This window comes from Streptomyces sp. NPDC086077, from assembly GCF_040686175.1.
GTDB lineage: Bacteria > Actinomycetota > Actinomycetes > Streptomycetales > Streptomycetaceae > Streptomyces.
This window is the reverse complement of record NZ_JBFBJT010000045.1, coordinates 1-25,903: the sequence shown is the minus strand read 5'-3', so window position 1 is coordinate 25,903 and position 25,903 is coordinate 1. Positions and strand designations below refer to the sequence as shown.

Here is a 25,903-nt window from a genome sequence, read left to right as displayed (position 1 = left end):
ACCTCTAGGAACGGCGGCGGGGCTTGCCGCGGCGGGCGCCCTTGGCAGTGCCTCTGGCACTGCCCTTGGCGCCGCCTCGGGGAGCGCCCTTGGCGGTGCCGGACCGTGAGGCCTGCTTCGCAGCCGGCTTGCGGCGGGCGGCGGACTCGGTGCCCCGCTTGTCCTTGGGCGGCGTCTCCGGCTGGGTGCGGCCACGGGTGCTGTTCACCGTCCGGCCGCGCACGATGCCGATGAAGTCCTCGACCAGGTCGGTGTGCGCGTCCTCGGGCCACGCCAGGGCCACGCCCGACTGGGGCGCGTCCACCAGCGGCCGGTAGGTGAGGTCCTTGCGGTGGTGCAGGCGGGCCAGGGACTGAGGGACGGCGAGGACGCCGATGCCCGCGGCGACGAGTTCGACGGCGTCGGCGGTGGTGGCGGGGCGCTCGAAGGCGGGCTCCCCCGGCGGTCGCTCCCAGCCGAGTACGTCGTCGAGGGGGTGGAGGACGACCTCGTCGGCGAGGTCCTCGACCGTCACCTCGTCCGCCGCCGTGATCAGGTGGTCCTTGGGGACCACGACGACCGTCGTCTCGGTGTAGAGGGGGATCGCGCTGAAGACCGTACGGTCCACGGGCAGCCGTACGATTCCCGCGTCGGCGCCACCGTCGCGCAACACATCGGATGCCTCGGCGGCCGTCACGGGGAGGAGGGAGAGGGAGACGTCGGGCAGGCGCTCGTTCCAGATCCGCACCCACTTGCCGGGTGTCGCCCCAGGGACGTACGCGAGCCGGAACGTAGAGGGTGCTTCCGAGCCTGTCACGCCGCCAGGTTACCGGCTGTGGTCGGATGTCTCGTATCCGGCGGATAGTCTGGAGTGCATGAAGTCCCACCAGACCACTCAGACGATGAAGCCCGCGACCGCGGCGAAGAAGCTGGGTGTGTACCTCCCCGCCACCCCCGCCGAGTTCCAGGAGGGCGTGGTCTCGCGCGCCGAGCTGAACGAGCTCCAGGCCGACCCGCCCGAGTGGCTGCGGGAACTGCGGCGCAACGGCCCGCACCCGCGGCCGGTGGTCGCGGCCAAGCTGGGCGTCTCCATCGCGGGTCTGGCGCGTGGCGGGATGACCGAGCCGCTCACCACCGAGCAGATCGAGACGCTGAAGCAGGAACGTCCCGAGTGGCTGGAGAAGGAACAGGCCACGCAGGCCGACGTGCGGAAGGAAGCGGCCCGGCTGAAGGAGAAGAAGGCCGAGGCCGAGGGCTCCTGAGGGCGGGCGCCCGAGGCCAAGGGCTCCTGAAGCCAGGCGTGGGGGCCGCAGTCCCTACCGGCCGGCGCGCTCGCTGCAGGCAGTCGGCCTCCCGGCCCGACCCACTCCAGAAAGGCCGGCTGCCCCGCTACGCCGCCACGGCGGCCTCCTTCCGGTGGATCGGCGTGCCCGAGCCGGTCAGCGGCAGGCCCGTGCCGCCCTGGCGGGCCGCGATGATCTCGGCGGCGATCGACACGGCGGTCTCCTCCGGCGTACGGGCGCCGAGGTCCAGGCCGATCGGTGAGCGCAGCCTGGCCAACTCCCGCTCCCCCAACCCGGCTTCCCGCAGCCGCCGCTCGCGGTCCTCGTGGGTACGGCGGGACCCCATGGCGCCGACGTACGCGACCGGCAGGCGGAGGGCTTCGGTGAGCAGGGGTACGTCGAACTTGGCGTCGTGCGTGAGAACGCAGAGGACCGTGCGCGCGTCGGTCCGGGTGTGCCGGAGGTAGCGGTGCGGCCAGTCCACGACGATCTCGTCCGCCTCCGGGAAGCGGGCACGGGTGGCGAACACGGGGCGGGCGTCGCAGACGGTGACGTGGTAACCGAGAAGTTTGCCGGTGCGGACGAGGGCCGCGGCGAAGTCGATCGCACCGAAGACGATCATGCGGGGTGCGGGGACTTCGGACTCCACGAAGAGGGTGAGCCCGGGGAGTTCGAGCGGGCCCGTGCGGCCCTCGGCCAGCATGGCGTGGGCCTCGGTCGCGACGCGGGCGCGGGTTCGCTCGGACGACTCCGGTGACCCGTCATCCTCCGCGGCCCTTGGGGGCGCTTCCGCTTCGTACGATCCGTCCTCGTGGACCAGCAACGGTCTGCCGAGCAGTTCCTCCGGGCCCCTGATCACCCGTGCCAGAGCCACCGTCTCTCCCCGGGACGCGGCCCTCAGCGCGCTCCGTACGAGCCGGGTCTCCTGGGTGACCGGCGTGATCAGGACCTCGATCGCGCCGCCGCATGTCAGGCCCACGGCGAAGGCGTCCTCGTCGCTGTAACCGAAGCGTTCGACGACTGTGTCGCCGTCCTGGAGGGACTGGACGCACAGGTCGTACACCGCTCCCTCGACGCAGCCGCCGGAGACCGAGCCGATGACCGTGCCCTCCGTGTCGACGGCGAGAGCGGCGCCGGGGGCGCGGGGGGCACTGCCGCTGACGGAGATGACCGTGGCCACGGCGAAGTCACGGCCCTCCGCCGCCCAGCGGTCGAGTTCCTCGGCGATGTCAAGCATCGGTGGCCACCGGCAGGACGCGGTCGGGCCGGATGGGCAGGTTGCGGTGGCGTACGCCGGTCGCGTGCCAGACGGCGTTGGCGACCGCGGCCGCGGCGCCCACGATGCCGATCTCGCCGATGCCCTTGATGCCGACGGGGTCGTCGGGGTCGGGGTCGTCCACCCAGTCCGCCTCGACGGACGGTACGTCGGCGTGTGTGGCGACGTGGTAGCCGGCGAGGTCGGCACCGACGTTGGCGCCGGAGGCCTGGTCGCGGACGGCCTCCTCGTGCAGGGCCATGGAGATGCCCCAGATCATGCCGCCGACGAGCTGGCTGCGCGCGGTCAGCGGGTTGACGATCCGGCCCGCGGCGAAGATGCCGAGCATGCGCCGCACCCGGACCTCGCCGGTGGCGACGTCCACGGCCACCTCGGCGAACTGCGCCCCGAAGGAGTGCCGCTCCTTCGCGGACAGGGCGCCCAGGGCCGCGGTCGTGTCGGACCGGACGGTGATGCCCTCCGGCGGGATGTCCGCGCCCAGGGCGAGCCGTTCGCGCAGCTCACCGGCGGCCACCGTGATCGACCAGGCCCAGGAGCGGGTGCCCATCGAACCGCCGGCGATCATCGCCGGTCCGAAGTCGCTGTCCCCGATCCGCACCCGGACCCGCTCCGGCGGCACGTCCAGCGCGTCGGCGGCGACCAGGGTGAGTGCCGTACGGGCTCCGGTGCCGATGTCCGAGGCGGCGGTGCGCACCGTGAAGGTGCCGTCCGCCTCCGCCGTGATCGCCGCCGTCGAGGGCGCGGCTCCGGCGAAGAACGAGGACGCCGCCGTGCCGGTGCCGATCAGCCAGCGTCCGTCCCTGCGCACGCCGGGGCGCGGGTCCCGGTCCGCCCAGCCGAAGCGGCGGGCGCCCTCCTCGAAGCAGGCGAGGAGGTTACGGCTGCTGAAGGGCAGTCCGGAGACGGGGCCGGCCGTGGGCTCGTTACGGGCGCGCAGGGCGATGGGGTCGATACCGCACTTCTCGGCGAGCTCGTCCAGCGCCGACTCCAGCGCGAACGCACCTGGTGCCTCGCCTGGCGCGCGCATCCAGGTCGGGGTCGGCACATCGAGGCGTACGACCTCGTTGGCCGTGTGATGGGCGTCGGCGTCGTACATCACCCGGGCCACTCCGGCGCTGGGCTCGACGTAGTCGAAGACCGTCGACGTGTGGTTGAGGGAGCGGTGCTGCAGGGCCCGCAGCCGTCCGTCGGCGTCCGCGCCGAGCCGCACACGCTGGGTGGTGGGGCTGCGGTGGCCGGCCAGCGTGAACATCTGGCGGCGGGTCAGGACGACCCGGACCGGGCGCTGGAGGGCCGTGGCGGCCATCACGGCGGCCACCTGATGGGCTCGCACGCCCTTGCTGCCGAATCCGCCGCCGACGTGCTCGGAGCGGACCCGTACCGAGCCCGGGTCGAGGGAGAAGGTCTTCGCGATGCTGTCCTGGACCCAGGTGGCGCCCTGGTTGGAGTCGAGGACGTCGAGCCGTCCGCCGTCCCAGCGGGCGGTCGCCGCGTGCGGCTCCATCGGGCTGTGGTGCTCCTCCGGCGTCGTGTACTCGGCGTCCACGACGACCGCGGACCTGGCGAGTTCGGCCTCCAGCTCGCCCTTCGCGGTCACCGCGGGCATGTGGCCGTCCAGCGGCTGGACGCCGGGGTGGTCGGTGGAGAAGGCGACGTCGTGCGGCTCCTGGTCGTAGTGCACGACCAGCGCCTCGGCGGCCTCCCGGGCCTGCTCCGAGGTCTCGGCGACGACCAGCGCCACCGGCCAGCCGAAGTGCGGCACCCGGTCGTTCTGGAAGAGCGCGGCCGACGGGTCGGGCGGGACGCCCAGCAGGCCGATGTGGTCGGTGTCGAGGCGAGGCGCGTTGCCGTGGTGCAGGACGGTGATGACGCCGGGCATGGCGAGGACGCGGTCGGTCTCCAGGGCACGGATGCTGCCACGGGCGACCGTGGACAACGCCAGCCAGCCGTGGGCGAGTTCGGCGAAGGGGATCTCTCCCGCGTAGCGGGCGGCGCCGGTGACCTTGTCCCGGCCCTCGACGCGGGTGTGGGCGGTTCCGACGGAGGACGTCGGGCGGGTGACGGTGGTCATCGGGCGTCGGCCTCCTCGGCGAGTTCGGTCAGCACGGCGACCACGAGGTTGCGCATGAGGGTCACCTTGTAGCGGTTGTGCGGCAGCGGCTGGGCCGCCGCCAGTTCGGCGTCCGCCGCGGCGGCGAAGGTCTCGGCGTCGGCACGGGCTCCGGTCAGCAGCTCTTCGGCCTTCCGGGCCCGCCACGGCCGGGACGCGACCGCGCCGAACGCCAGCCGCACCTCTCGTACGGTCCCCTCCTCGACGTCGAGCGCGGCGGCGACGGAGCCGATCGCGAAGGCGTACGAGGCGCGCTCGCGCACCTTGCGGTAGCGGGAGCGGGCGGCGACCGGGGCGGGCGGCAGGGTGACGGCGGTGATCAGCGCGCCCGGCGGCAGAGCGGTCTCCAGGTGCGGGGTGTCACCCACGGGCCGGTAGAACCCGGCGAGTGGCAACTCCCCCGGCCCGTCCGCCGTTTCGTACGAGACGACGGCGTCCAGGGCGGCGAGCGCGACCGCCATGTCGGAGGGGTGGGTGGCCACGCACGCCTCGGAGGCGCCCAGGATGGCGTGGTTGTGGTGCTCGCCCTCGATCGCCGGGCAGCCGGTGCCGGGGACGCGCTTGTTGCAGGGCTGGGTCACGTCGGCGAAGTAGCCGCAGCGGGTGCGCTGGAGCAGATTGCCGCCGACGGTGGCCATGTTGCGCAGTTGCCCGGAGGCGCCGGCCAGCACCGCCTGGGTCAGCATGGGGTAGCGGCCGCGGACCTCGGGGTGGGCGGCGAGGTCGCTGTTGGTGACCGTGGCGCCGATGCGCAGTCCGCCGTCCTCGGTCGGCTCGACGCGGTCGAGGGGCAGCTCACGCACGTCGACGAGCCGGGCCGGCCGCTCGACGCCGGTCTTCATCAGGTCGACGAGGTTGGTGCCGCCGCCGAGGAAGCGGGCGTCCGGGTCGTCGCCGAGCAGCGCGACGGCACCGGAGACGTCGAAGGCTCGCTCATAGCCGAACTCCCTCATGCCGCCGCCTCCTTGCTCTGGTGGGTCTCGCGGGACCCGCGGGTCTCGTCGGCGGCGCGGCCGACGGCCTGGACGATCGACACGTAGGCGGCGCAGCGGCAGAGGTTGCCGCTCATCCGCTCCCGGATCTCCTCCGGCGTCAGGGGTGGTGGTCCCGCTTCGGGCCGTACGTCGTCGGTGACGGCGCTCGGCCAGCCGGCCGCGTGCTCCTCGATGACGGCGATCGCCGAGCAGATCTGTCCCGGCGTGCAGTAGCCGCACTGGAAACCGTCGAGGTCGAGGAACGCCTGCTGCACCGGGTGCAGCCGATCACCGTCGGCCACGCCCTCGATGGTGGTGATCTCCCGCCCGTCGGCCGCGACCGCGAGCTGCAGACAGGACACCGTCCGGCGGCCGTCGACCAGGACGGTGCAGGCACCGCATTGCCCCTGGTCACAGCCTTTCTTCGTGCCGGTCAGATCGAGGCGCTCGCGCAGGGCGTCGAGCAGGGTGGTGCGGTGGTCGACGGACAGCGGATATTTCTCGCCGTTGATGTTCAAGGTGATGGCACTGGACGTCGAGGCGGCCATGATCAGCCTTCTTTCACGTATCCGAGGCACACGGACGAGGAAGAACGAGGGAGACGAGGGCGAAGAAAGGGTCGAGAGACGGAGCAGGAGAGTGGGGAAAGGCGCCGACATGGCGCTGTACATGGCGAAAACCGCTCGCTCGCCGCTATGGTGGTGTTAACCGGACAGCTGTCCACTATCACCAAAAGTACCGGACAGTTGTCCGCTTAGCAAGGCCGGGTTCGGGACACGACCCGCGGGGAGGACGAGTGCAGGAGAAGAAGGCGGGGCCCCAGCGCTCGGACGCCCAGCGGAACCGGGAGCGCATCCTGGAGGTCGCGGTGGCCGAGCTGACCCGGTGCGCGGACGCTCCGCTGAGCGCGATAGCCAAGAAGGCGGGCGTGGGTCAGGGCACCTTCTACCGGAACTTCCCCAATCGCGAGGCACTGGTCCTGGAGATCTACCGGCACGAGATGCAGCACGTCGCCGACAGCGCGACCGAGCTGCTGGAGAGCCGGGAACCGGACGAGGCACTGCGGGCGTGGATGGACCACCTCGCCCGGTTCGCCATGACCAAGGCCGGCCTGGCGGAGGCGATCCGGCAGGCCACCGGCACGCCGGGAGCGCAGAAGCCCGGCCCCACCCCGGTGATCGCCGCCGCCGAGCTCCTGCTGCGCGCCAGCGAGAAGGCCGGCACCATCCGCCCCGGCGTGACCGCGGACGACTTCACCCTCGCCATCTCCGGCCTCTGGCAGCTCGACCCCCACACCGACTGGCAACCGCGCGCCACCCGGCTGCTGGACCTCGTGATGGACGGACTGCGGGCGGGGGCTCCGGGGCACTGAGGCTCCCCGGCGTGCGTACACCGCATTCCGCAGAAGTCAATAGTCGTTTCGTACAGTCGTTTCGTATAGCGATATCCACTGCCGTTCACCGGCGCTTCTTTGTGCTCCCGTGCGCCCCCGCCGAAGAGTATTCGAGGGGCCGATCCCGGGTTGCACTGGGCAGAACAAAGATTCAGGAGCGGGGCCCGGTGGGCAGTCACCGGCTTTCCGCGTGTCCGCTGAGGCAGGGGGTATTCGATGAGCGGTGCCGTGACCGATCCGCAGCGAGTATCGAGGGTGGGTACTGCACCAGGCATATTCCCATCCGTCAGTCATGCTATTGCCTTGTTCCGCCGCCCGCTCGACTTTCTCAATTCCCTTCCCGCACAAGGGGATCTGGTCGAGTTACGCCTCGGCCCGCAGCGCGCCTGGATGCTCTGCGATCCGCAGCTGGTCCACCGGATGCTCATGGATCCCCACACCTTCGACAAGGGCGGCACGCAGTACGACAGGCTCGGCGCGCTGATGGGCAACGGCATCGTCACCTGCCCCCAGTCCGAGCACCGCCGCCAGCGCACGCTCCTGCAGCCCGGCTTCCATCCGGCACGCATCGCCGCGTACACCGCGCTGATGGCCGAGGAGGCCGGGGCCCTGTGCCGTGAGTGGCGGGCGGGCGAACAGGTCGACGTGACCGGGGCGATGATGACCCTGACGACGCGTGTCACCAGCCGGGTGCTCTTCTCCGGCTCGCTGGACGCCGAGCGGGCGGCCGTGGTGCGGGAGTGCCTCGCCGCCGTGGTGCGGGGCCTGTTCGTGCGCACGGTCGTGCCGGTCGACGCCGTCTTCCGGATACCCACGCCGGCGAACCGGCGCTACCGGGGAGCGCTGCGCCGGCTGCACGAACTGATCGACGCGATCATCGCGGAGCGACGGGCGGCTCCGCCGCGCGAGGATCTCCTGGGCACCCTGCTCGCGGCGCGGGACGGGAACGGCGACGGGGCCCGGGACGGGGACGGCGAAGGACCTTCGGGGATCACCGACCCGGAGATCCACGACCAGATCCTCACCCTCCTGCTCACCGGGGTGGAGACCACGGCGATGTGTCTGGCCTCGGCGTTCGGCCTGCTGGCGGATAACCCGGAGGCTGAGCGCGCACTGCACCGCGAGGTCGACGCGGTGCTCCCCGACGGACGCGCGCCGGGTCACGAGGAGCTGACGCGCCTGGAGTACACCCGGTGCGTGGTCACCGAGACACTGCGGGCGCGGCCGCCCGGCTGGCTGTTCACCCGGATCACCACGCGCGACACGGAGCTCGGCGGGCGGCGGTTGCCGCGGGGGGCGATGGTTCTGTACAGCCCCTATCTCCTGCACCACGATCAGGCCTCCTTTCCCGAGCCCGAACGGTTTCTTCCCGAACGCTGGCTGCCGGAGCGGCTGTCGGCCGTACCGAAGGGCGCGATGCTGCCTTTCGCCGCGGGGAACCGCAAATGCATCGGCGACCGCTTCGCCGTCGCCGAGGCGATGGTGGGGGTCGCGACGGTCGCCGCTCACTGGCGTTTGCGTCCGGTGTCGGGACAGGAAAGCCGGCCGCGTCCAGCAGTGACATTGGGTCCGAGGTCCCTGATGATGCTCTGCGAGCCGCGTCATCACAGCCACCACAACCGAATGGCAGGTGACAACGGTGTCGACAACGTATGAGGGAATTCCCGTCGCATGCGGCAGCGGAATTCCGGCGGGCACTCTCAAGGAACTGATCGAGACCACCCTCTACATGCCCTTCCCCTTTTCGATCAATCCCCATGAACGCGAGGCCGCGGCAGGCGTCGACTCCTGGCTGCACACCTGGGGGCTGAACGACGATCCCGCCACGGCGGAGATGATCGTCCGCACCCGGCCCGCCGAACTCGCGGCCTGCAACAGCCCGACGATGGCCGCCGACGTGCTCCAGCTCGTGGCCGACCAGATCGCCTACCAGTTCATCTTCGACGACCGGGCGGAGGAGGTCGGCCGCCGACGGCCCGGCCGGCTGCTGCCCATGCTGAGCGAGAGCATCGCCATCCTCCGCGACGACCAGCCTCCCAGCACCGCGCTCGGGGCGGCCCTGGCCGACCTCTACCGGCGGGTCCAGGAGCGGTGCACACCGGCCCAGGCCGCACGATGGGCGTGGAACTCCCGTGAGTACGTGCACGGTCTGCTGTACGAATCGGTGGCCCAGACGCAGACGTCTCCCGTACGCATCGGGCTGTGCAGCTCGATACGCGCACTGATCGCGGGTGTCGAGCCCTTCTATCCGCTGTGCGAAGCCGACGCGCCCCATGAACTCGACCCCGGAGAGCTCCACCACCCCGTCATGCGGCGGCTGGGGCGGCTGTCGGCCGACGCGGCGGTGTGGATACCCGACCTGTATTCCGCCGTGAAGGAGCAGCGCGAGGGGGGAGTCATCAATCTGGCTCTGGCCCACCGACGCGCGTACGGCTGCTCACTGCCTGAGGCCGTCATGCTGGCGATCCGCCAGATCAACGGCACCATCAGGGAATTCGAGCGGCTACGCGCGGAGGTCGAGCCGGACCTCAGCGCGGCCGGGGCCGCCTATGTGGAAGGCATGGCGGGCTGGATCCGCGGTTGCTACTACTGGTCCCGCACCGTCCCGCGCTACGCGGACACCGCCACCACGGCCGCCGTCCTCTGACGGTCCGGCGACGGCCCCCTGACGCCATTCGCAGAGAGCCGATCCGATCCAAGCTACCCCGAAAAGGCCCGTCGAACCCGACAGGGCGGAGGATTCACCCATCCCTGTCGTCATCGGGCTGAGGTTTGGCCATGGCGCATCGTTGTGCGCGTACGCTCGGCGCTGTCCTCCGAGGGCCGACGACAGGAATTCGGGTACAGCACATGGCCAATGGGCTGCGACAACCGAACAGCGAGCACCAGCCGTTGCTGGAGCGCCACCGTGAACTCCTGGCTCTGGACTTGTCGTTGGCCAACCTGCGCGACACGGTCGACGGTGTGGCTCGGACGCCGCAGGGCGGGCTGCTGGCCTTCACCGGTTCCGGCGGGCTCGGCAAGACGACGCTCGTGGCCCAGGCCCGCGCCCGGGCCGGCGCTCTGGGGTTCACGGTGCTGTCCGGCATGGGCGGTGAGACGGAGCATGAACTGGCGTTCCGCGTGGTGCGCCAGCTCATGCAGCCCACCCTCGCGGCGATGGACGAGACCACCCGGCGTGAGCTGCTGGGGAGTTGGTACGACATCGTCGCGACCGCGCTCGGGCTGGAGGCGGCGGGCACCGCGCCGGTTCCGGACCCGACCGGCGTGCGCGACGGCCTCGACTGGGTCATGACGCGTCTGACGATGAAGAAGGGGCCCGTCGTCCTGCTGCTGGACGACCTGCAGTGGGCCGACGCCGAGTCCCTGAGCTGGCTCGCCTCCTTCGCGCCGCGCACCGCCGACCTTCCGCTGCTGATCATCGCCGCCTACCGCCCCGATGAACTGCCGCCGGAGGCGGCGTCGTTCCGCTCACTCTTCGAGGGACACGGCAACCGCCCCTACGCCCTGGCTCCGCTGACCGCGGTCGCCGTGGCACGGATCATCCGGCATGAGCTGGGGGACGGAGCCGAGGACGCCTTCTGCGAGGAATGCTGGACGGTCACCGGAGGGAGCCCCTTCGAAACCGTCGAGCTCGCCATCCGGCTCGGTGAGAACGGGCTGAAGGGCACTCAGGAGGAGTTGCCCGCGATGCGCGGTCTCGCCTCCGCGGTGAAGGGACCCGGTCTGCTCGACCAGCTGACGCGGCTCGGGACGACCACCGTCCGCTTCGCGTGGGCCGCCGCCGTGCTCGGCACGTCCATCTCGCCGGAACTCGCGGCCTCCATCGCGGTGATCGGCAGCGAGCAGGCCGCCGTGGCGACGGAGCAGCTGCGCGGGCGCCGGATCCTGGCGAAGGCCGCGGGGCCGGACGGCGGCCTGGAGTTCGTCCACCCGCTGATCGCCACGACGATCTACCGGGACATCCCCCCTCACCTGCGTGTCGGCCTGCACAACGCCGCCGCGGTAGCCGTCCGTGCCGCGGGGCTCGGGCCCACCGCTGCCGCGCGGCATCTGCTGGAGGTTCCCGCCGAAGGCAACGCGGAAGCCGTCGCGTGCCTGCGCGAGGCCGCCCGCGAGTACCTGCGCGCCGGTGCTCCGGAAGCCGCCCGGCGGGTCCTGAGCCGAGCACTCCAGGAACCGCCCCTCCCGGACGAGCGTGCCGAACTCCTCAACGAGCTGGCGTCCTCGACCTTCCTGATCGACCCCGCGTCGACCGTCAACCATCTCCGTGACGCGCTGGCGCAGCCCGAGGTCGCCCCCGAGCTGCACGCCTCCATCGTCTACCGGCTGACCCAGGCGCTGGCCCACACGGACCAGATGGCGGAGGCGGCGGCCGTCGCCGAGCAGGAAGCGCGGCAGACCCCCAACGCTCGCGTCAGGCTGCGCATGCAGGCGGATCACTTCGTCTGGAGCATGTTCCGCGCCGACGAGCCCGACTCGCCCGCCCGTTCCCGCAGGCTGACCAAGCTTGCCCGGCAGCTTCCGGGCCGTGGCCTGGAGGAGCGCTACATCCTGGGCCTGCGCGCCTGGGACGCGCTGGTGCGCGGCGAGTCCCGCCGGACCGTCCTCGGAACGGCCGAGGAGGCGCTGCGTGACGGGATGAGCTGGACCGACGAGAACCGGGGCTTCGAGGTGCCCGTCTCGGTCGCCCTGGTGTTCATGTACTGCGACCAGCCGCACCGGGCCGAGGAGCTGTTCTCCAGTGGCATCGCCGAGTGCGTCGCCAAAGGCTGGCGCGGGTCCCACCTGGCCCTCGGCAACACCCTGTCCGGTTACATCCGCTACCGGCGCGGCAGCCTCGCCGAAGCGGAGGTCCTGGTCCGCGACGGACTGCGCATCGCCGAGAAGGTAGAGGGTGCCGTACCGGCCCTGTGGTTCGCCGTCGGCATCCTCATCCAGACCCTGCTGGCCCGCGGCCGCACCACCGACGCGCGTGCGCTCGCCGACGCGTACCACTACGGCGACGTCGCACCGAACGCCGTCATCTACCCGGACCCGTGCGTGGTCTACTCCGAGCTGCTCCTCGCGGAGGGCCGGCACGCCGATGCGGAGCAGGTGCTGACCACCCTCGGGGACCGGCTGGAGGCCCGGGCCTGGCGCAATCCCGCCTGGTGCCCGTGGCAGTCGAACCTCGCGTACGCCGTCGCGCCGACGGCGCCCGACCGGGCGGTCCAGCTCGCCCGGGACGCCGTCAAGCGGGCCCGCGACTTCGGCGCGGCCTCCGCGATCGGCCAGGCGTTGCACACCGAGGCCGAGGTGACCGGCGGGACGGCCGCGCTGGACGTCTACGCCGAGGCGGTGGACCAGCTCCAGCGGTCGCCGGCCGCGTACGAACTGGCTCGTGCGCTGGTCGGGCACGGCGCTGCGCTGTCCCGCGGCGACCGCGTGCAGGAGGCCGCCGACCGGCTCTACCAGGGGCTGGAATGCGCGGTGCACTGCGGTGCGGAGGCCTTGGCGACGCGAGCCCGGGACGAGCTCTCGGCGGCGGGGCTACGGCCGTTGCCCCTCCGCTACGCCCAGACGGACACCCTCTCGGCCCAGGAACGCCGGGCCGCCGAGATGACCGCGCTGGGCAAGCCGGTGGCGGTGGTTGCCAAGGAGCTGCGGCTCACCGAGCAGGGGGTTCGGCAGGTGCTGTCCCTGGTGTACCGCAAGGTCGGTACGGATGCGGCGGGGCTGGCGCGGGCGTTGGAGACGTTTCCCCGGCAACGGTCGTGACCTCGGCACCTGCGCGGGCACGGTCGTAGCGGGCCGCGACAGCGCGGCGTCGTGTGCCGTGACCCGCGCATCCCCGCACTCCGGACCCCGCACCTCTACGTCTCGCGCGTACAGCGCCCCGTCGGGCTCGTGGCCGGGGGCCGGCACTGAAGGGCGTAGTCGGCCGGGCTGGTGCTCAGGTATCGGCCCATGCAGTCGTTCGCCGTGGTACGCCCGCGCTCGGCACAGAAGGTGAGCGCCGCGCGGCCGTCCGCGAACGGACCCGGGGCGTAGATCACCCAGTAGCCCGGTCGCAGTGAGGCGTAGTCGTCGCTGCGGACGAAGACGGCCTCGGGCACGGACTCGCGTACCCGGGCGAGGCGCTGGTCGCGGACCGCGGTGCCCGTGGACGTCGGCTCGGAGTGCAGCTGGGCGATCCAGCGGCCGTCTCCGGCCGGGGCGGAGGGCGAGGGTGCCGGTGGCTCGGGCGCGGCCGGCGTCGGGGTCGGAGTGGGTGTCGGTGTCGGTGTCGCGCTGGGGGTCGGGGTCGGGGTGGGATCGGCCGGCGCCGAGGAGGCGGTGGTCCTGGAGCCTCCCTGCGCTCCGACGGTCTGCTTGTCGTCCCCCTTGCCGTCGTCCGGCGTGAACACGGTGAGGGCGAGCGCGGTGACCACGCCCACCGCCAGCACGGCCGAGACGGCGGCGAGCAGGATCGGCCTACGGCCACGGGACGGGCTGCTGGGACGCGGAGTGTCCAGCCGCGTCGGAGTCGGCGTCGGGAACGGTCCAGGCGGCGGAGCCGGTGTCACCGTCTGCGTCGGCCGGGCCCAGTGCGGTGTGGCGCCGGACTCGACCTGGGCGAGCATCGCGTCCAGTTGCCCGGCGCCGGGCCGTGCCGCCGGGTCGCGTACGAGGAGGGACTGCAGGACGGGAGCGAGGGGGCCGGAGCGTACGGGAGGGGGCACCGGGTCGTCGAGGACCGCGGCGAGGGTGGCTAGGGTCGTCTCGCGGCGCAGCGGGCTGACGCCCTCCACACAGACGTACAGGACGAGCCCCAGGGACCACAGGTCGGCCGCCGGGTCGTCGCCGTGGCCACGGACACGCTCGGGCGCCATGTACTCGGGGGAGCCGACGAGTTCACCGGTGACCGTCAGCGCGCTCGCGCCCTGGAGGGCGGCGATGCCGAAGTCGGTGAGGACGGCGGTGCCGTCGGGGCGGAGCAGCACGTTGGCGGGCTTCACGTCCCGGTGCTGGATGCCGGCGGCGTGCGCGGCACGCAGCCCGGAGAGCAGCTGACGGCCCACGCGTGCCGCCTCCGCCGGTCCCAACGGGCCCTCGCCGAGTCGCTGTTGGAGCGAGACGCCCGGCACCAGCTCCATCACGATCCACGGATGGGGGTCCACCTCGACGATCTGGTGGACCGTCACCACATAGGGGTTGTTGAGCCGGGCCAGCGCCCTCGCCTCGCGCATCACCCGTTCCCGTACGGCCTCGGACGCCTCGGCGTCCGGGCGTACGGCCTTCAGGGCGACGTCGCGGTGGAGCACGGTGTCCCGCGCCCGCCAGACCGTGCCCATCCCCCCGCTGCCGAGCCGCTCGATCAGCTCGAAGCGTCCGTCGACCATGTCCCCCGGTGCGTTCACCCGCCATAGGTTAGGGCAGGAAGCAGCACGGTCGCGGGGTGAGGTCGCTGATCCACCTCGCGGTACACCACCCACCACATCGGGAGCTTCCTTGGACGTCGAGAGCACCCACGGAAGCGTCGGCGGACGCTGTCACCGGCACCGTCGAAGGCGCCTCGGGCGAGGGCTGACGGAGGACTGACAAAACGGGGCGCGCCGGGCGCCGTCGGCTCGTACGGCGTTCAGTGGCGCGGAGGGTTCCGGCGCGGCGTGATGACGGCGTTGGGCAGGCTCGGTGCGGGCAGACGGTCGCCCGGGTAGCCCTCGACGGCGCCGAAGCGGTCGGAGGACGCCTCCCAGTCCTCGCGGGCGCGCACGATGTCCTCGTGGCTGCGGCCGACGAAGTTCCACCACATGACGATCTCCTCGTCGAACGGCGTACCGCCGAGCAGTACCGTCCGCGCCGGTCCGTCCGACTCGTTCACCAGCGTCAGGGAGTCGGCGCCGGGGTGCACGTAGCCCAGCTCCGCCGGGGCGAGCGCGGTGCCGGCCAGGCGGACGTCCCCGCTGTCGACGAGGAGGCCGTGCTCGAAGGCGGTGTCCACGGGGAGAGTGATCTCCGACTGCGGCGCGAGGCCGATCTCGGCACCGAGCAGGGGCGAGAAGGTCCGCACCGGGGAGGTGTCGCCGGCGAGTGAACCCAGGAAGACCCTGATCTCGGCGCCGTCGAGCCGCACGGTTCCGGGCACGTAGTGCTGGAAGTCGCGTGCGGTGTTCCGGTGCTCCTCGGGCAGCGCCACCCACAGCTGGACGCCGTGCAGGACGGTGGTACCGGGGGTCGAGACCTCCGTATGGGCGATGCCGTACCCGCCGGTCATGAGGTTCATCTCGCCGGGCCGGACGAAGGCGTGGCTGCCGAGGGTGTCGCGGTGCTCGATCTCCCCGCTGAAGAGCCAGCTCACCGTCTGGAGGCCGGTGTGGGGGTGGGGGGCGACGTCCATGCCGCCCGTCAGGGAGACGTCGTCCGGGCCGTAGTGGTCCGCGAAACACCAGGCGCCGATCAGCGACCGGGCCCGCTGCGGCAGCGTACGCCGTACGGGCATCGCACGCGGGCCTCCCAGGGGGACCTCCCGCGCGGAGAGCACGTCGACACGCGGCTCCGCCGTGCGCTGCCTGTCGTCGACCCGCACCCCGCACCGCACCGCCGAGGGCTCCGCTTCCACGTTGCTCATCAGGACCACCTTCCGCCCATTCCACGCGGTCAGCGACCACGCCTCGTCCACCATGTACAAAGTGTAATAGGTTGATAGTTCAAGCACTCGGATGGGTGGCCACGACGTCCGGGAATGCGCTTGTACGCCCGCGCGGCACCGCACTACCGTCCCGATGTGGATCTCTTCTCACCGTCGTGGTCGGCGTTGCGCGCGGCGGTGGCCGAGCTCGCGGACGAGGACTTCGCGCGGCCGTCGGGCTGTGCCGGCTGGCTCGTACGGGACCTGGTGTGCCATCTGGTCATCGACGCCCAGGACGTCCTGATCACCCTGGCGACGCCCACCGAGGCGCCACCGACCCGCGACGCGGTGACCTACTGGGAGGTCGCCGGCACGCCTCCGACCGGCGACGACCCGCTCGACGCGCTGATCGTCCGGCTGGCGGCGGCGTACCAGGAGCCGTGGCTGCTCAAGTTCCACCTCGACGACGTCGGCTCCGCCGCCGGGCGCGCCGCCGGGCTCGCCGACCCCGGTCTCCGGGTCAGCACGCGCGACCAGGTCCTCACCGCGGGCGACTACCTCTCGGCGTACGTCCTGGAGTGGACGCTGCACCACCTCGACCTGATCGCGCACCTCCCGCATCTGGCGGAGCCGCCCGCGGAGGGGCTCGCCCGGAGCCGCGCGATGCTCGAGGAGATCGCCGGGGGCGCGTTCCCCGCGTCGTTCTCCGACAAGGACGCGCTGCTGGTGGGGACCGGGCGGCGGGGGCCGACCGGTCCGGAGGCGGCCCAGCTGGGTGCGGCGGGGGCGGGAGGGCCGGGTGCAGCGGGAGGGCTGGCGGCGAGACTTCCGTTGGCCCTCGGGTGATCGGCCGCTCGTAGGGTTCGGTCAGCCCAGGAAACTCAACCGCACCTGCCGGTTCGGGTTGTCCCGGTTGGTGTCCACCAGGCACACCGACTGCCACGTCCCCAACTCCAGCCGCCCGCCGACGACCGGCAGGGTCGCGTGGGGCGGGACGATCGCCGGGAGGACGTGGTCGCGGCCGTGGCCGGGGCTGCCGTGGCGGTGCTGCCAGCGGTCGTCGGCGGGGAGCAGGGTGTGCAGGGCGGTGAGGAGGTCGTCGTCACTGCCGGCACCTGTCTCGATGACGGCGATCCCGGCGGTGGCGTGGGGGACGAAGACGTTGAGCAGGCCGTCGCGGCCCGCGGCCACCTCCCCCAGGAAGGACTCGCAGTCACGGGTCAGGTCGACGACCGTCTCCTCGGTGCCGGAGGAGACCTGAAGGACTCGGGTGGTGAACGCGTCTGACATGTGTCCCATCCTGACCCATGCCTGAATCGAACCTCGACCTCCGTGCCCGGGCGGTCGCCCGGACGCCGATACGAAGGGTCCACTTCGCGAGACGGCCATTGACCGCGAACATGCCATCTGGCTACGTTCGGCGACATGTTGCGTTCAGCTCTGCTCACCACGCGCGGTCACATCGACCTGCTGCGGGTGGCCTCCGCCGCGTGTCGCCGCGGCTGCTGACGCCCTTCCTCCTTCTCGTTGCCTCTGTGTCCGCCCCTGCCCGGGGTGGGTGAACTGATCCTGCCGTGAGCCGGAGCGCAGAGGGCTCCCTCCTTGCTTCCCGCCGTGTCGCCACATCGCTGTGTCGCCGGCTCACTCCGTCGCCGGCCCGCTGCGTCGCCGTATCGCCGTATCGCCGTATCGCCGTTCCGCCCTGGAGCAGACATGAGCATCAGCCATGCCCCACCCAACTCTCCTGAACCCGATATTTCCCCTACATCACCTGAACGAACAACTTCCGCCCTCAAGGCCGCGGACTCCGGGCCCCGCCCCGACCTCCGCCTCGAACCCCTGCTCCCCGCCTCCTCCCGCCGCACCCGCATCCCCCGCTGGATCCGCCGCACCATTGGCCCGCTCATCCTCCTGGCGGTGTGGCAACTGCTCAGCTCGACCGGCGTGCTGACCGCCGACGTGCTGGCCTCACCGGGCCGTATCGCCCAGGTCGGCGGCGATCTGATCGCCGACGGTTCGCTGCCCTCCGCCATGGCGACCTCGCTCCAGCGCGTGGCGGGCGGACTGCTGCTGGGCACCCTGATCGGCACCGGACTCGCCCTGGTCTCCGGGTTGTTCAGAATCGGCGAGGACCTGGTGGACGCCTCGGTGCAGATGCTGCGGACGGTGCCCTTCGTCGGGCTCATCCCGCTGTTCATCATCTGGTTCGGCATCGGCGAGGCCCCCAAGGTCGCCGTCATCACGCTCGGCGTGACCTTCCCGCTGTACCTCAACGTCTACGCCGGTATCCGCGGAGTCGACTCCCAGCTCATCGAGGCGGGTGAGTCGCTCGGGCTGTCCCGGTGGGGGCTGGTGCGGCATGTCGTCCTGCCGGGCGCGCTGCCCGGCGCGCTGACAGGCCTGCGCTACTCGCTGGGCATCGCCTGGCTCGCGCTGGTCTTCGCCGAGCAGATCAACGCGGACGCCGGGATCGGCTTCCTCATGGTGCAGGCACGGGACTTCCTGCGCACCGACGTGATCGTGGTCTGCCTGATCGTCTACGCCTTCCTCGGCCTGCTGGCCGACTTCGTCGTCCGCTCTCTCGAAAGGCTGCTGCTGCAATGGCGACCGACGTTCACCGGCCGGTGAGCACCCGCACGGCGGTGCACGTCCAGGGGCTCACCCGGTCCTTCGACGGCCGCGCCGTCATCGGCGACCTCGGACTGGAGGTGGAGCGGGGCGAGTTCGTGGCCCTGCTCGGCCGCAGCGGCTGCGGCAAGTCCACCCTGCTGCGCATCCTCGCCGGACTCGACCGTGACATCGAGGGCACCGTACTGGTGCCGCGCCGCAAGGCCGTCGCCTTCCAGGCGCCGCGGCTGATGCCCTGGAAGAAGGTGTGGCGCAACGTCCTGCTCGGACTGCCCGGCGGACCCGAACGCGCCGTCGCCGAGCGCGCCCTCGAAGAGGTCGGCCTGAGTCACCGTACGAACGCCTGGCCCAAGACGCTGTCCGGCGGTGAGGCCCAGCGCGCCTCGCTGGCCCGTGCCCTGGTGCGCGAGCCCGATCTGCTGCTGCTCGACGAGCCCTTCGGCGCCCTCGACGCGCTCACCCGCGTCAACGCCCAGCGTCTGGTGGGCGAGTTGTGGCAGCGGCGCGGCTGCGCGGTGCTGCTCGTCACGCACGACGTCGAGGAGGCCGTACTGCTCGCCGACCGCGTTCTGGTGATGGACGGGGGCGTGATCGCCCACGAGCAGCGGATCGAGCTGGACCGTCCGCGCGACATCGCCGACCCCCCGTTCGCCGAGCTGCGTGCGGGACTGCTTCAGCGCCTCGGTGTCGAAACCGCCTGACGTCCTCGGGCCGACACCGGCGTGCCCCGCCTGGCCACGCCCTCAACAGGCACTTCCCCGACAGCCACTTCCGCAACTGACCATGAACGGATCCAGCATGCGACCACGCCGACCACGCCTCGCCCCGGCCGCCCTGCTCCTCCCCCTGGCCCTCCTGCTGACCGCCTGCGCAGGCAGCTCCGCGGCCGACTCCGGCTCGGACACCGACGGCAAGGACTCCTTGACCCTCGCCGTGGGTGACCAGAAAGGTGGATCCGAGGCGCTGCTGCGGGCCGCCGGTGAACTCGACGACCTCGACTACAAGATCAAGTGGTCCACCTTCACTTCCGGCCCGCCACTGCTGGAGGCGGTGAACGCGAAGGCCGTCGACATCGGCGGAGTCGGCAACACCCCGCCGGTGTTCGCGGCCGGTGCCGGCTCGAAGATCACGGTCGTGGCCGCCTGGCACGGCGCGTCCGACGGCGACGCACTCCTCGTACCGAACGGCTCGAAGCTCACCGGCACCGAGCAGCTCAAGGGCAGGTCCGTTGCCGTCGCCCAGGGGTCGTCCGCGCACTACCAGTTGGTCGCCTCGCTACGGAAGGCCGGACTCGCGCTGAGCGACGTACACGTGAAGTACCTCCAGCCGGCAGACGCGCTGGCGGCGTTCACCAGCGGCAAGGTCGACGCGTGGGCCGTCTGGGATCCGTACACCTCGCAGGTGCTCCAGGCCAAGCGGGGCCGCGTCCTGACCACGGGCCAGGGCGTGACCAACGGCCTGACCTTCCAGGTGGCCGCCCCCGGCGCTCTGCGGGACAAGCCCAAGGCGGCGGCGATCGACGACTACCTGGACCGCCTTCGGCGCGCCCAGGACTGGGTCCACGAGCACCCGGAGGAATGGGCGAAGGTGTGGGCGAAGGACACCGGGCTGCCCTACGAGGTGGCGCTGGCCTCGGTCAAGCGCTCCAACGGCACGCGGGTACCGGTAGCCGTCGACGCACCGCTGATCAAGTCCGAGCAGGAGATCGTGGACGCCTTCGCCGACCTGAAGCTGATCCCGGGCAAGGTCGACTTCGGCGCGTTCGTGGACACCCGCTACAACGGCGACCTGCCGCCATCGAGCACCGCTCCCCGCGTCTACAAGGAGAAGTGACATGACCGTTCGTCTCCACTGGTTCCTGCCGACGGGCGGCGACGGCCGCACGCTCGTGGACCGGCACGCGTACGCCGCGAACGACTCCGGCCCAGCCAGGAAGGTCGGCGGGGTCCGCGCCCCCGACGCGGACTATCTCGTCCAGATCGCCAAGGCGGCCGAGCGGTTGGGCTTCGAGGCGGTACTGACGCCGACCGGCACCTGGTGCGAGGACGCCTGGCTGACCACGGTGGCCCTCGCCCAGCACACCGAGCGGCTGAAGTTCCTGGTCGCCTTCCGGCCCGGGGTGATCTCGCCGACCCTCGCCGCGCAGATGGCGTCGACCTACCAGCGCCTCACCCGCGGGCGGCTGCTGCTCAACGTCGTCACCGGCGGCGACGCCGCCGAGCAGCGCCGCTTCGGCGACCACCTCGACCATGACGAGCGGTACTCCCGCACCGACGAGTTCCTGTCGGTCGTACGCGGGGTGTGGCAGGGCCGGCCGTACGACTTCCACGGCAGGCACTACGACGTCGAGGGCGGACTGACCGCGCTGCCGCCCGACCCACTGCCGGAACTGTTCTTCGGCGGGTCGTCGGCCGCGGCCGGGCCGGTCGCGGCACGGCATGCCGATGTCTATCTGACCTGGGGGGAGCCGCCGGCTCAGGTCGCGGAGAAGATCGGCTGGATCCGCACGCTGGCCCGCCGGGAGGGCCGCACGGTCCGCTTCGGCATCCGGCTCCACACCGTCTCACGCGACACCTCCGCCGAGGCCTGGGCGGTGGCACACCGGTTGCTGGACGACCTCGACGCCGACACGATCGCCGCGGCGCAGGCGACGCTCGGGCGCAGCGAGTCGGTGGGGCAGCGACGGATGCTGGCGCTGCACGGGGGCTCGCGGGAGCAGTTGGAGATCTACCCGAACCTCTGGGCGGGCGTCGGCCTCGTCCGTGGCGGGGCCGGGACCGCGCTGGTCGGCAGTCATGCCGAGGTCGCCGAACGGATCGCGGAGTACCACGCGCTGGGCGTCGAGCACTTCGTGCTCTCCGGCTATCCGCATCTGGAGGAGGCGTACTGGTTCGGGGAGGGCGTGATCCCGGAGCTGGCGGCGCGGGGGCTGCTGGGCGGCACGCCGGAGGCGGCGGGTGCGCCGCTGCTCGTGTCGAGCGGACGGTGATCCGATGTCCCCGGTCGCCTTGACTTCCCGGGTCGCCTTGCTTCCATCGGTCGCGCGCTGATTCCCCTGGTCGCCCGGATCGCCCTGGTTGCCCCGCGGGAAGATCCACGGCCGTGGCGCTGTTCGTAGAAATGTGAACAACACGCGCGAGGTCGAGGTTGTCGTCATAGGCGCTGGTCAGGCAGGTCTGGCCGGCGCCTATCACCTGCGGCGGACCGGGTTCGAGCCGGACCGTGACTTCGTGGTGCTGGACCACTCGCCCGGACCTGGCGGGGCCTGGCAGTTCCGCTGGCCCTCGCTGACGTACGGCAGGGTGCACGGGATGCACGCGCTGCCGGGGAGGGAGCTGACGGGCGCCGATCCGGCGCGGCCGTCTTCCGAGGTGATCCGGGAGTACTTCGCCGCGTACGAGCGGGAGTTCGACCTGCGGGTGCGGCGGCCGGTCGACGTACGGGCGGTCCGGGAGGGCGCCGACGGGCGGCTCCTTGTCGAGACCTCCGCCGGGGACTGGGCCGCACGGGCGCTGATCAACGCGACCGGGACCTGGGACCGGCCCTTCTGGCCGCGCTATCCGGGCCAGGAGACCTTCCGCGGACGGCAGTTGCACACCGCGCAGTATCCCGGGCCCGAGGAGTTCGCCGGTCAGCGGGTGGCCGTGGTGGGCGGTGGGGCCTCCGGCACGCAGCATCTGCTGGAGATCGCCCCGTACGCGGCCGCCACCACCTGGGTGACCCGCAGGCCGCCGGTCTTCCGTGAGGGACCGTTCGACGAGAACGCCGGACGCGCGGCGGTGGCACTCGTCGAGGAGCGCGTACGGCAAGGGCTGCCGCCGCGGAGTGTGGTCTCCGTGACCGGGCTGCCGCTGAACGACGCCGTTCGGCAGGGTCTGGCCGACGGGGTGCTGGACCGGCAGCCGATGTTCGACCGGATCACTCCGGAGGGCGTGGAGTGGAAGGACGGACGGCACGTCGACGCCGACGTCATCCTCTGGGCAACCGGCTTCCGGCCCGCCATCGAACACCTCACGCCCCTACGGCTGCGCGAGCCGGGCGGCGGCATCCGGGTGGACGGGACCCGTGCGGTCTCCGACCCCCGGGTCCATCTCGTGGGCTACGGCCCGTCGGCCAGCACCATCGGCGCCAACCGGGCGGGCCGGGCGGCGGTGCGGGAGATCGGCCGCTTGCTGGCGAAGACGGAGGAGAGGGAGGACAGGGGGGACACGGAAGACAGGGACGAAAGCGCCGGAAGAGCCGGAAGGGCGCGGGGAGGGCGCGGAGAGCTGGGCGAGCAGGGGGAGTCGGTCGCCGCGTGACCCCTCCGCTGCTACGGGACAAGGGGCCGCTCACGCCGCGGCAGGCCCGGTCGTGATGTCCCGTCGGCTCAGCGTGCCGGGCTCTGGCTCCTCTGGTGGGCGTTGAACTCGGTGACGTTGCGCTGGTGCTGCGCGTAGTCGGCCGTGAAGCGGGTGTCGCCCGGCTTGACCGTGACGAAGTACAGCCAGTCCCCCTGGGTCGGGTTGAGCGCGGCGCGCACCGCCTGCTCGCCGGGGTTGTCGATGGGCGTGGGCGGCAGACCCATGCGCTGGTACGAGTTGTAGGGGCTGTCGATACGCGTGTCGCCGAGCGTCGTCTTGAGCGTGTGGCGGTTCAGCGCGTAGTTGATGGTGGAGTCCATCTGGAGCGGCATGCCGCGCTCCAGCCGGTTGAAGACGACTCGGGCGACCTTCCCCATGTCGGCCTTGGTGGCGGCCTCGGCCTGAACGATGCTGGCGATGGTGACCGCCTGATAGACGTTCATGGCGTTGCGCTGCGCACCGGCGGCGACCGGCGCCCCGTTGAACTTCTTGTTGGCGGTGTCGACCATCGTGGCCAGCACCTTCTCCGGCGTCGTCCCCTCCGGCAGCGGATAGGTGGCCGGGAAGAGATAGCCCTCGGGGTTGCCCTCGGCCTCGTTCGGCAGTGGGAGGTGGGCTCGGGGTACGGCCTTCCTCGTGGTGCCGGCGGGCAGGGCGAGGGCTTTGTCGATGGCGGCGTAGACCTGGCCGGCGCGCCAACCCTCCGGGATCACCAGCGTGGCCGGCTTGGCCGGCCTCTCCTCGCCTCCGAGGGTCAGCAGCGGCACCGCCACGGCGGTGCCTGCCACGACGGCTCCGGTCGCGACGAGGGCGGCACGGCCCCGGCGCGTCAGTCGAATCGTGCGAGTCGTGCTCCGTGGCGGAGTGTTCATCTGCATGCGGGCACGGTAACCCGCATATCGCCACAAACCCGGCATATCTTCATCTTGTCGGCTCCAGTTGGGCGTCCCGCCGGACCAGCGCCGCATACCTCCCGTCCACTTCCAGCAGTTCCTCGTGCGTCCCCCGCTCGACCGCGCTGCCGGAGTCCAGGACGAGGATCTGGTCGGCCCCCCGGACAGTGGACAGCCGGTGCGCGATCGTGAGCGTCGTCCGATTGGCCGACAGGGCGTCGATCGCCTGCTGGACGGCGTGCTCGGTGCGGGTGTCCAGCGCGCTCGTCGCCTCGTCGAGGATCAGAACGGGCGGATCGCGCAGGATGGTGCGCGCGATGGCCAGGCGCTGCTTCTCGCCGCCGGAGAAGCGGTGGCCTCGCTCTCCGACGATCGTGTCGTAGCCGTCGGGCAGGGCCGCGATGTGGTCGTGGATCTGGGCCGCTCCGGCCGCCGCGTGCAGTTCCTCGTCCGTGGCGTCGGGCTTGGCGAAACGGAGGTTGTCGGCGACCGAGGCATGGAAGAGGTACGTCTCCTGGGAGACGACGCCGACCGCTCGCGCGAGGGTGTCGAAGTCGAGGTCACGGACGTCGACCCCGTCAAGGGTGACACGGCCGCCCGTGACGTCGTACAGCCGCGGCACGAGGTAGCCCAGCGTGGACTTTCCGGCGCCGGTCGGGCCGACGATCGCGAGGCTGCCGCCGGCCGGGACGGTGAGGTCGATGCCGTCGAGGATCGGGCTGCCCTTGCCGTCGTAGCGGAACTCGACGCCCTCGAAGCGGACCTCGCCCCTGACCTTGTCGAGGCGGGTCGGCCGCTCGCGTTCGGTGATGTCGACGGGCAGGTCCAGGTACTCGAAGATGCGCTGGAACAGGGCCAGCGACGTCTGGATCTGCACACCAGTGCTCAACAGGCTGACCGTTGGGCGGAACAGGCCCTGCTGAAGGGAGACGAAGGCGACGATCGTGCCGATGGAGACACCGGGGCCGCCGACGTGGAGGACGAGGCCCGCGGTCCAGTAGATGACTGCCGGCATGGCGGCCATGACGATCGTGATGACCGCCATCCGCCAGCGGCCGGCCATGTTCGACCGCACTTCGAGGTTCACCAGGCGGTCCGACTCGTCCGCGAAGGACTGCGTCAGCGACTCGGCACGGCCCATGGTCCGGCCGAGCAGGATGCCGCTGACCGAGAGCGACTCGGTGACCGTCGCCGCCATCGTGGCCATCTGCTTCTGGCGCTGGGTGGTGATCTTTCTGCGCTCGTCGCCGACCCTGCGGCTGATCCACACGAACACCGGCAGCAGGAGCAGCGAGACGACGGTCAGCCGCCACTCCAGGGCGAGCATCGCGACAACCGTGGCGACGACGCTGGTGAAGTTGGAGACCAGGGAGGTGGCGGTGGAGGTGACGGTCGCCTGCATGCCGCCGATGTCGTTGGCGATGCGGGACTGGACCTCGCCGGTCCGGGTGCGGGTGAAGAAGGCGAGGGACATGCGCTGCAGGCGGCCGTAGACCGCGGTGCGCAGGTCGTGCATGACGCGCTGGCCGACGGTAGTGGAGATGAGGGTCTGCAGGACACCGAAAACGCTGGTCAGGACGGCACTGAGGATCATGCCGAGGGCCAGCAGGGTGAGCAGCCCGGTGCGGCCCTGGGGAATGGCCGTGTCCAGGATCGCCTTCAGCAGGAAGGGCGTGGCGACCGATACGACCGACGCGGCGGCCACGAGCAGGCCCACGACGGCGAGCCGGCCTCGGTAGGGGCGGAAGAGCTTGAGGATGCGGCGCACCTGCCGGGGCTGCTCCTGACTGTCGGCAGGCGGCGTCCAGGCGGGTTCATGGTCGGGCTTCATGGGCTCCTACGTAGATGAGTCGATGCTGACTGATGGAGCGTAGCTCATTGTTACCTATACTCACAATGAATGGCGTCCTGATATTGTTCCCCGCATGACCACGCCCGATCCCGACGGACTGCTCGCCGAGCAGTTGCTGCGGCTCACCCGCCGGGTGCACCGGATCCAGAAGCGCCATCTCCAGCAGCGCATCCTTGGCATCACTCCAGCCCAGTCCCGCCTCCTGCGCACCCTCGGGGAGTACGACGCACCACCTCGCATGGCCGACCTGGCCGGACGGCTGGAGGTCGTCCCGAGGGCCGTGACCACGCTGGTCGACGGGCTGGAGGCGAACGGCCAGGTGCGCCGGGCACCCGATCCGACCAACCGCAGGGTGATCCGGATCGAACTGACGGACCAGGGACGCGAGACGCTGCGCGAGCTGCACGGGGCACGGAGGTCGGCGGCGGAGGAGATCCTGGCGCCGCTGACGGACGTGGAACGGCGGGTGCTGGGGACGCTCCTGGACACGTTGGTGGACGGCGGGAGCGGCGGCGAGGGGCAGTGCTGAATCCTTTTGCCCACGCATGGGACCGCGCGCTGCCCTCGGGTGAGAAGGGC

23 protein-coding genes are annotated in these 25,903 nt (G+C 71.6%); 13 read left to right on the top strand and 10 right to left on the bottom strand.

Going from position 1 to position 25,903, the window contains the following annotated elements; translation table 11 throughout:
* Positions 1-4 precede the first annotated feature (4 nt).
* The gene (locus AB0O67_RS15730; RefSeq protein ID WP_365450216.1) at positions 5-796 is read right to left on the bottom strand and encodes a LysR family substrate-binding domain-containing protein; all 792 of its coding nucleotides are present in this window, start codon (positions 794-796) and stop codon (positions 5-7) included.
* A 58-nt stretch (positions 797-854) separates the two neighbouring features.
* Between AB0O67_RS15730 and AB0O67_RS15725 the strand changes: the two genes are divergently transcribed.
* Positions 855-1,241, top strand: a complete 387-nt coding sequence (locus AB0O67_RS15725) for a DUF5997 family protein (RefSeq protein WP_365450213.1) — start codon at positions 855-857, stop codon at positions 1,239-1,241.
* Positions 1,242-1,368: 127 nt separating this feature from the next.
* Here the strand turns inward: AB0O67_RS15725 and AB0O67_RS15720 are convergent, their stop codons facing one another.
* Genes AB0O67_RS15720 through AB0O67_RS15705 form a run of 4 tightly spaced genes read right to left on the bottom strand, consistent with a single transcriptional unit; the run spans position 1,369 to position 6,170 of the window.
* Positions 1,369-2,499, bottom strand: coding sequence for an XdhC/CoxI family protein (locus AB0O67_RS15720; protein ID WP_365450211.1), 1,131 nt, complete (start codon positions 2,497-2,499; stop codon positions 1,369-1,371).
* On the bottom strand, positions 2,492-4,609 hold the full coding sequence (locus AB0O67_RS15715; protein ID WP_365450208.1) for a xanthine dehydrogenase family protein molybdopterin-binding subunit: 2,118 nt from the start codon (positions 4,607-4,609) through the stop codon (positions 2,492-2,494). Before AB0O67_RS15715 ends, AB0O67_RS15720 begins: the two co-directional genes overlap by 8 nt.
* Positions 4,606-5,601 (bottom strand): xanthine dehydrogenase family protein subunit M, encoded by a 996-nt coding sequence (locus tag AB0O67_RS15710; RefSeq protein WP_365450205.1) that lies wholly within the window; start codon positions 5,599-5,601, stop codon positions 4,606-4,608. Before AB0O67_RS15710 ends, AB0O67_RS15715 begins: the two co-directional genes overlap by 4 nt.
* On the bottom strand, positions 5,598-6,170 hold the full coding sequence (locus AB0O67_RS15705) for a 2Fe-2S iron-sulfur cluster-binding protein (RefSeq protein WP_365450202.1): 573 nt from the start codon (positions 6,168-6,170) through the stop codon (positions 5,598-5,600). The genes AB0O67_RS15710 and AB0O67_RS15705 overlap by 4 nt, the downstream gene beginning before the upstream one ends.
* A gap of 248 nt (positions 6,171-6,418) precedes the next feature.
* Between AB0O67_RS15705 and AB0O67_RS15700 the strand changes: the two genes are divergently transcribed.
* The 4 genes from AB0O67_RS15700 to AB0O67_RS15685 all read left to right on the top strand — a co-directional run bounded on the left by AB0O67_RS15700 (position 6,419) and on the right by AB0O67_RS15685 (position 12,775).
* Positions 6,419-6,994, top strand: a complete 576-nt coding sequence (locus AB0O67_RS15700; protein ID WP_365450200.1) for a TetR/AcrR family transcriptional regulator — start codon at positions 6,419-6,421, stop codon at positions 6,992-6,994.
* Positions 6,995-7,318: 324 nt separating this feature from the next.
* A complete protein-coding gene (locus AB0O67_RS15695; RefSeq protein ID WP_365450198.1) occupies positions 7,319-8,671 on the top strand; it encodes a cytochrome P450 in 1,353 nt (450 codons plus the stop codon).
* Positions 8,655-9,662, top strand: a complete 1,008-nt coding sequence (locus AB0O67_RS15690; protein WP_365450196.1) for a (-)-alpha-amorphene synthase — start codon at positions 8,655-8,657, stop codon at positions 9,660-9,662. Before AB0O67_RS15695 ends, AB0O67_RS15690 begins: the two co-directional genes overlap by 17 nt.
* Before the next feature lie 203 nt (positions 9,663-9,865).
* The gene (locus AB0O67_RS15685; RefSeq protein ID WP_365450193.1) at positions 9,866-12,775 is read left to right on the top strand and encodes an AAA family ATPase; all 2,910 of its coding nucleotides are present in this window, start codon (positions 9,866-9,868) and stop codon (positions 12,773-12,775) included.
* Between the two features lie 95 nt (positions 12,776-12,870).
* Here the strand turns inward: AB0O67_RS15685 and AB0O67_RS15680 are convergent, their stop codons facing one another.
* Positions 12,871-14,397, bottom strand: coding sequence for a serine/threonine-protein kinase (locus tag AB0O67_RS15680; protein ID WP_365450190.1), 1,527 nt, complete (start codon positions 14,395-14,397; stop codon positions 12,871-12,873).
* A 221-nt stretch (positions 14,398-14,618) separates the two neighbouring features.
* The gene (locus AB0O67_RS15675) at positions 14,619-15,608 is read right to left on the bottom strand and encodes a pirin family protein (RefSeq protein ID WP_365450257.1); all 990 of its coding nucleotides are present in this window, start codon (positions 15,606-15,608) and stop codon (positions 14,619-14,621) included.
* Between the two features lie 156 nt (positions 15,609-15,764).
* Between AB0O67_RS15675 and AB0O67_RS15670 the strand changes: the two genes are divergently transcribed.
* The gene (locus tag AB0O67_RS15670; protein WP_365450188.1) at positions 15,765-16,454 is read left to right on the top strand and encodes a maleylpyruvate isomerase N-terminal domain-containing protein; all 690 of its coding nucleotides are present in this window, start codon (positions 15,765-15,767) and stop codon (positions 16,452-16,454) included.
* Positions 16,455-16,475: 21 nt separating this feature from the next.
* Here AB0O67_RS15670 and AB0O67_RS15665 read toward each other — a convergent pair whose 3' ends face one another.
* Entirely contained in the window at positions 16,476-16,898 is a 423-nt protein-coding gene (locus AB0O67_RS15665; RefSeq protein WP_365450186.1) for a YjbQ family protein, read from the bottom strand.
* Between the two features lie 135 nt (positions 16,899-17,033).
* On the opposite strand from AB0O67_RS15665, the gene AB0O67_RS15660 reads away from it, so the two are divergent.
* The 6 genes from AB0O67_RS15660 (at position 17,034) to AB0O67_RS15635 (ending at position 22,537) form a co-directional block, all read left to right on the top strand.
* Positions 17,034-17,117 (top strand): putative leader peptide, encoded by an 84-nt coding sequence (locus AB0O67_RS15660; protein WP_349817350.1) that lies wholly within the window; start codon positions 17,034-17,036, stop codon positions 17,115-17,117.
* A 204-nt stretch (positions 17,118-17,321) separates the two neighbouring features.
* Complete coding sequence (locus AB0O67_RS15655; RefSeq protein WP_365450183.1) at positions 17,322-18,236, top strand: ABC transporter permease; 915 nt, start codon at positions 17,322-17,324, stop codon at positions 18,234-18,236.
* Positions 18,209-18,937, top strand: coding sequence for an ABC transporter ATP-binding protein (locus tag AB0O67_RS15650; RefSeq protein WP_365450181.1), 729 nt, complete (start codon positions 18,209-18,211; stop codon positions 18,935-18,937). Before AB0O67_RS15655 ends, AB0O67_RS15650 begins: the two co-directional genes overlap by 28 nt.
* Before the next feature lie 97 nt (positions 18,938-19,034).
* Positions 19,035-20,069, top strand: coding sequence for an ABC transporter substrate-binding protein (locus AB0O67_RS15645; RefSeq protein WP_365450179.1), 1,035 nt, complete (start codon positions 19,035-19,037; stop codon positions 20,067-20,069).
* A 1-nt stretch (position 20,070) separates the two neighbouring features.
* Positions 20,071-21,225: an LLM class flavin-dependent oxidoreductase gene (locus AB0O67_RS15640; protein WP_365450177.1), complete on the top strand. Its 1,155-nt coding sequence runs from the start codon at positions 20,071-20,073 to the stop codon at positions 21,223-21,225.
* A 133-nt stretch (positions 21,226-21,358) separates the two neighbouring features.
* Entirely contained in the window at positions 21,359-22,537 is a 1,179-nt protein-coding gene (locus AB0O67_RS15635) for an NAD(P)-binding domain-containing protein (protein ID WP_365450175.1), read from the top strand.
* Between the two features lie 68 nt (positions 22,538-22,605).
* Here AB0O67_RS15635 and mltG read toward each other — a convergent pair whose 3' ends face one another.
* Together mltG and AB0O67_RS15625 are read right to left on the bottom strand one after the other, a co-directional pair.
* Complete coding sequence (gene mltG / locus AB0O67_RS15630) at positions 22,606-23,457, bottom strand: endolytic transglycosylase MltG (RefSeq protein WP_365450173.1); 852 nt, start codon at positions 23,455-23,457, stop codon at positions 22,606-22,608.
* Positions 23,458-23,500: 43 nt separating this feature from the next.
* Positions 23,501-25,303: an ABC transporter ATP-binding protein gene (locus tag AB0O67_RS15625; protein ID WP_365450170.1), complete on the bottom strand. Its 1,803-nt coding sequence runs from the start codon at positions 25,301-25,303 to the stop codon at positions 23,501-23,503.
* A 94-nt stretch (positions 25,304-25,397) separates the two neighbouring features.
* Between AB0O67_RS15625 and AB0O67_RS15620 the strand changes: the two genes are divergently transcribed.
* A complete protein-coding gene (locus AB0O67_RS15620) occupies positions 25,398-25,853 on the top strand; it encodes a MarR family transcriptional regulator (RefSeq protein WP_365450168.1) in 456 nt (151 codons plus the stop codon).
* The last annotated feature ends 50 nt before the right edge of the window (positions 25,854-25,903 follow it).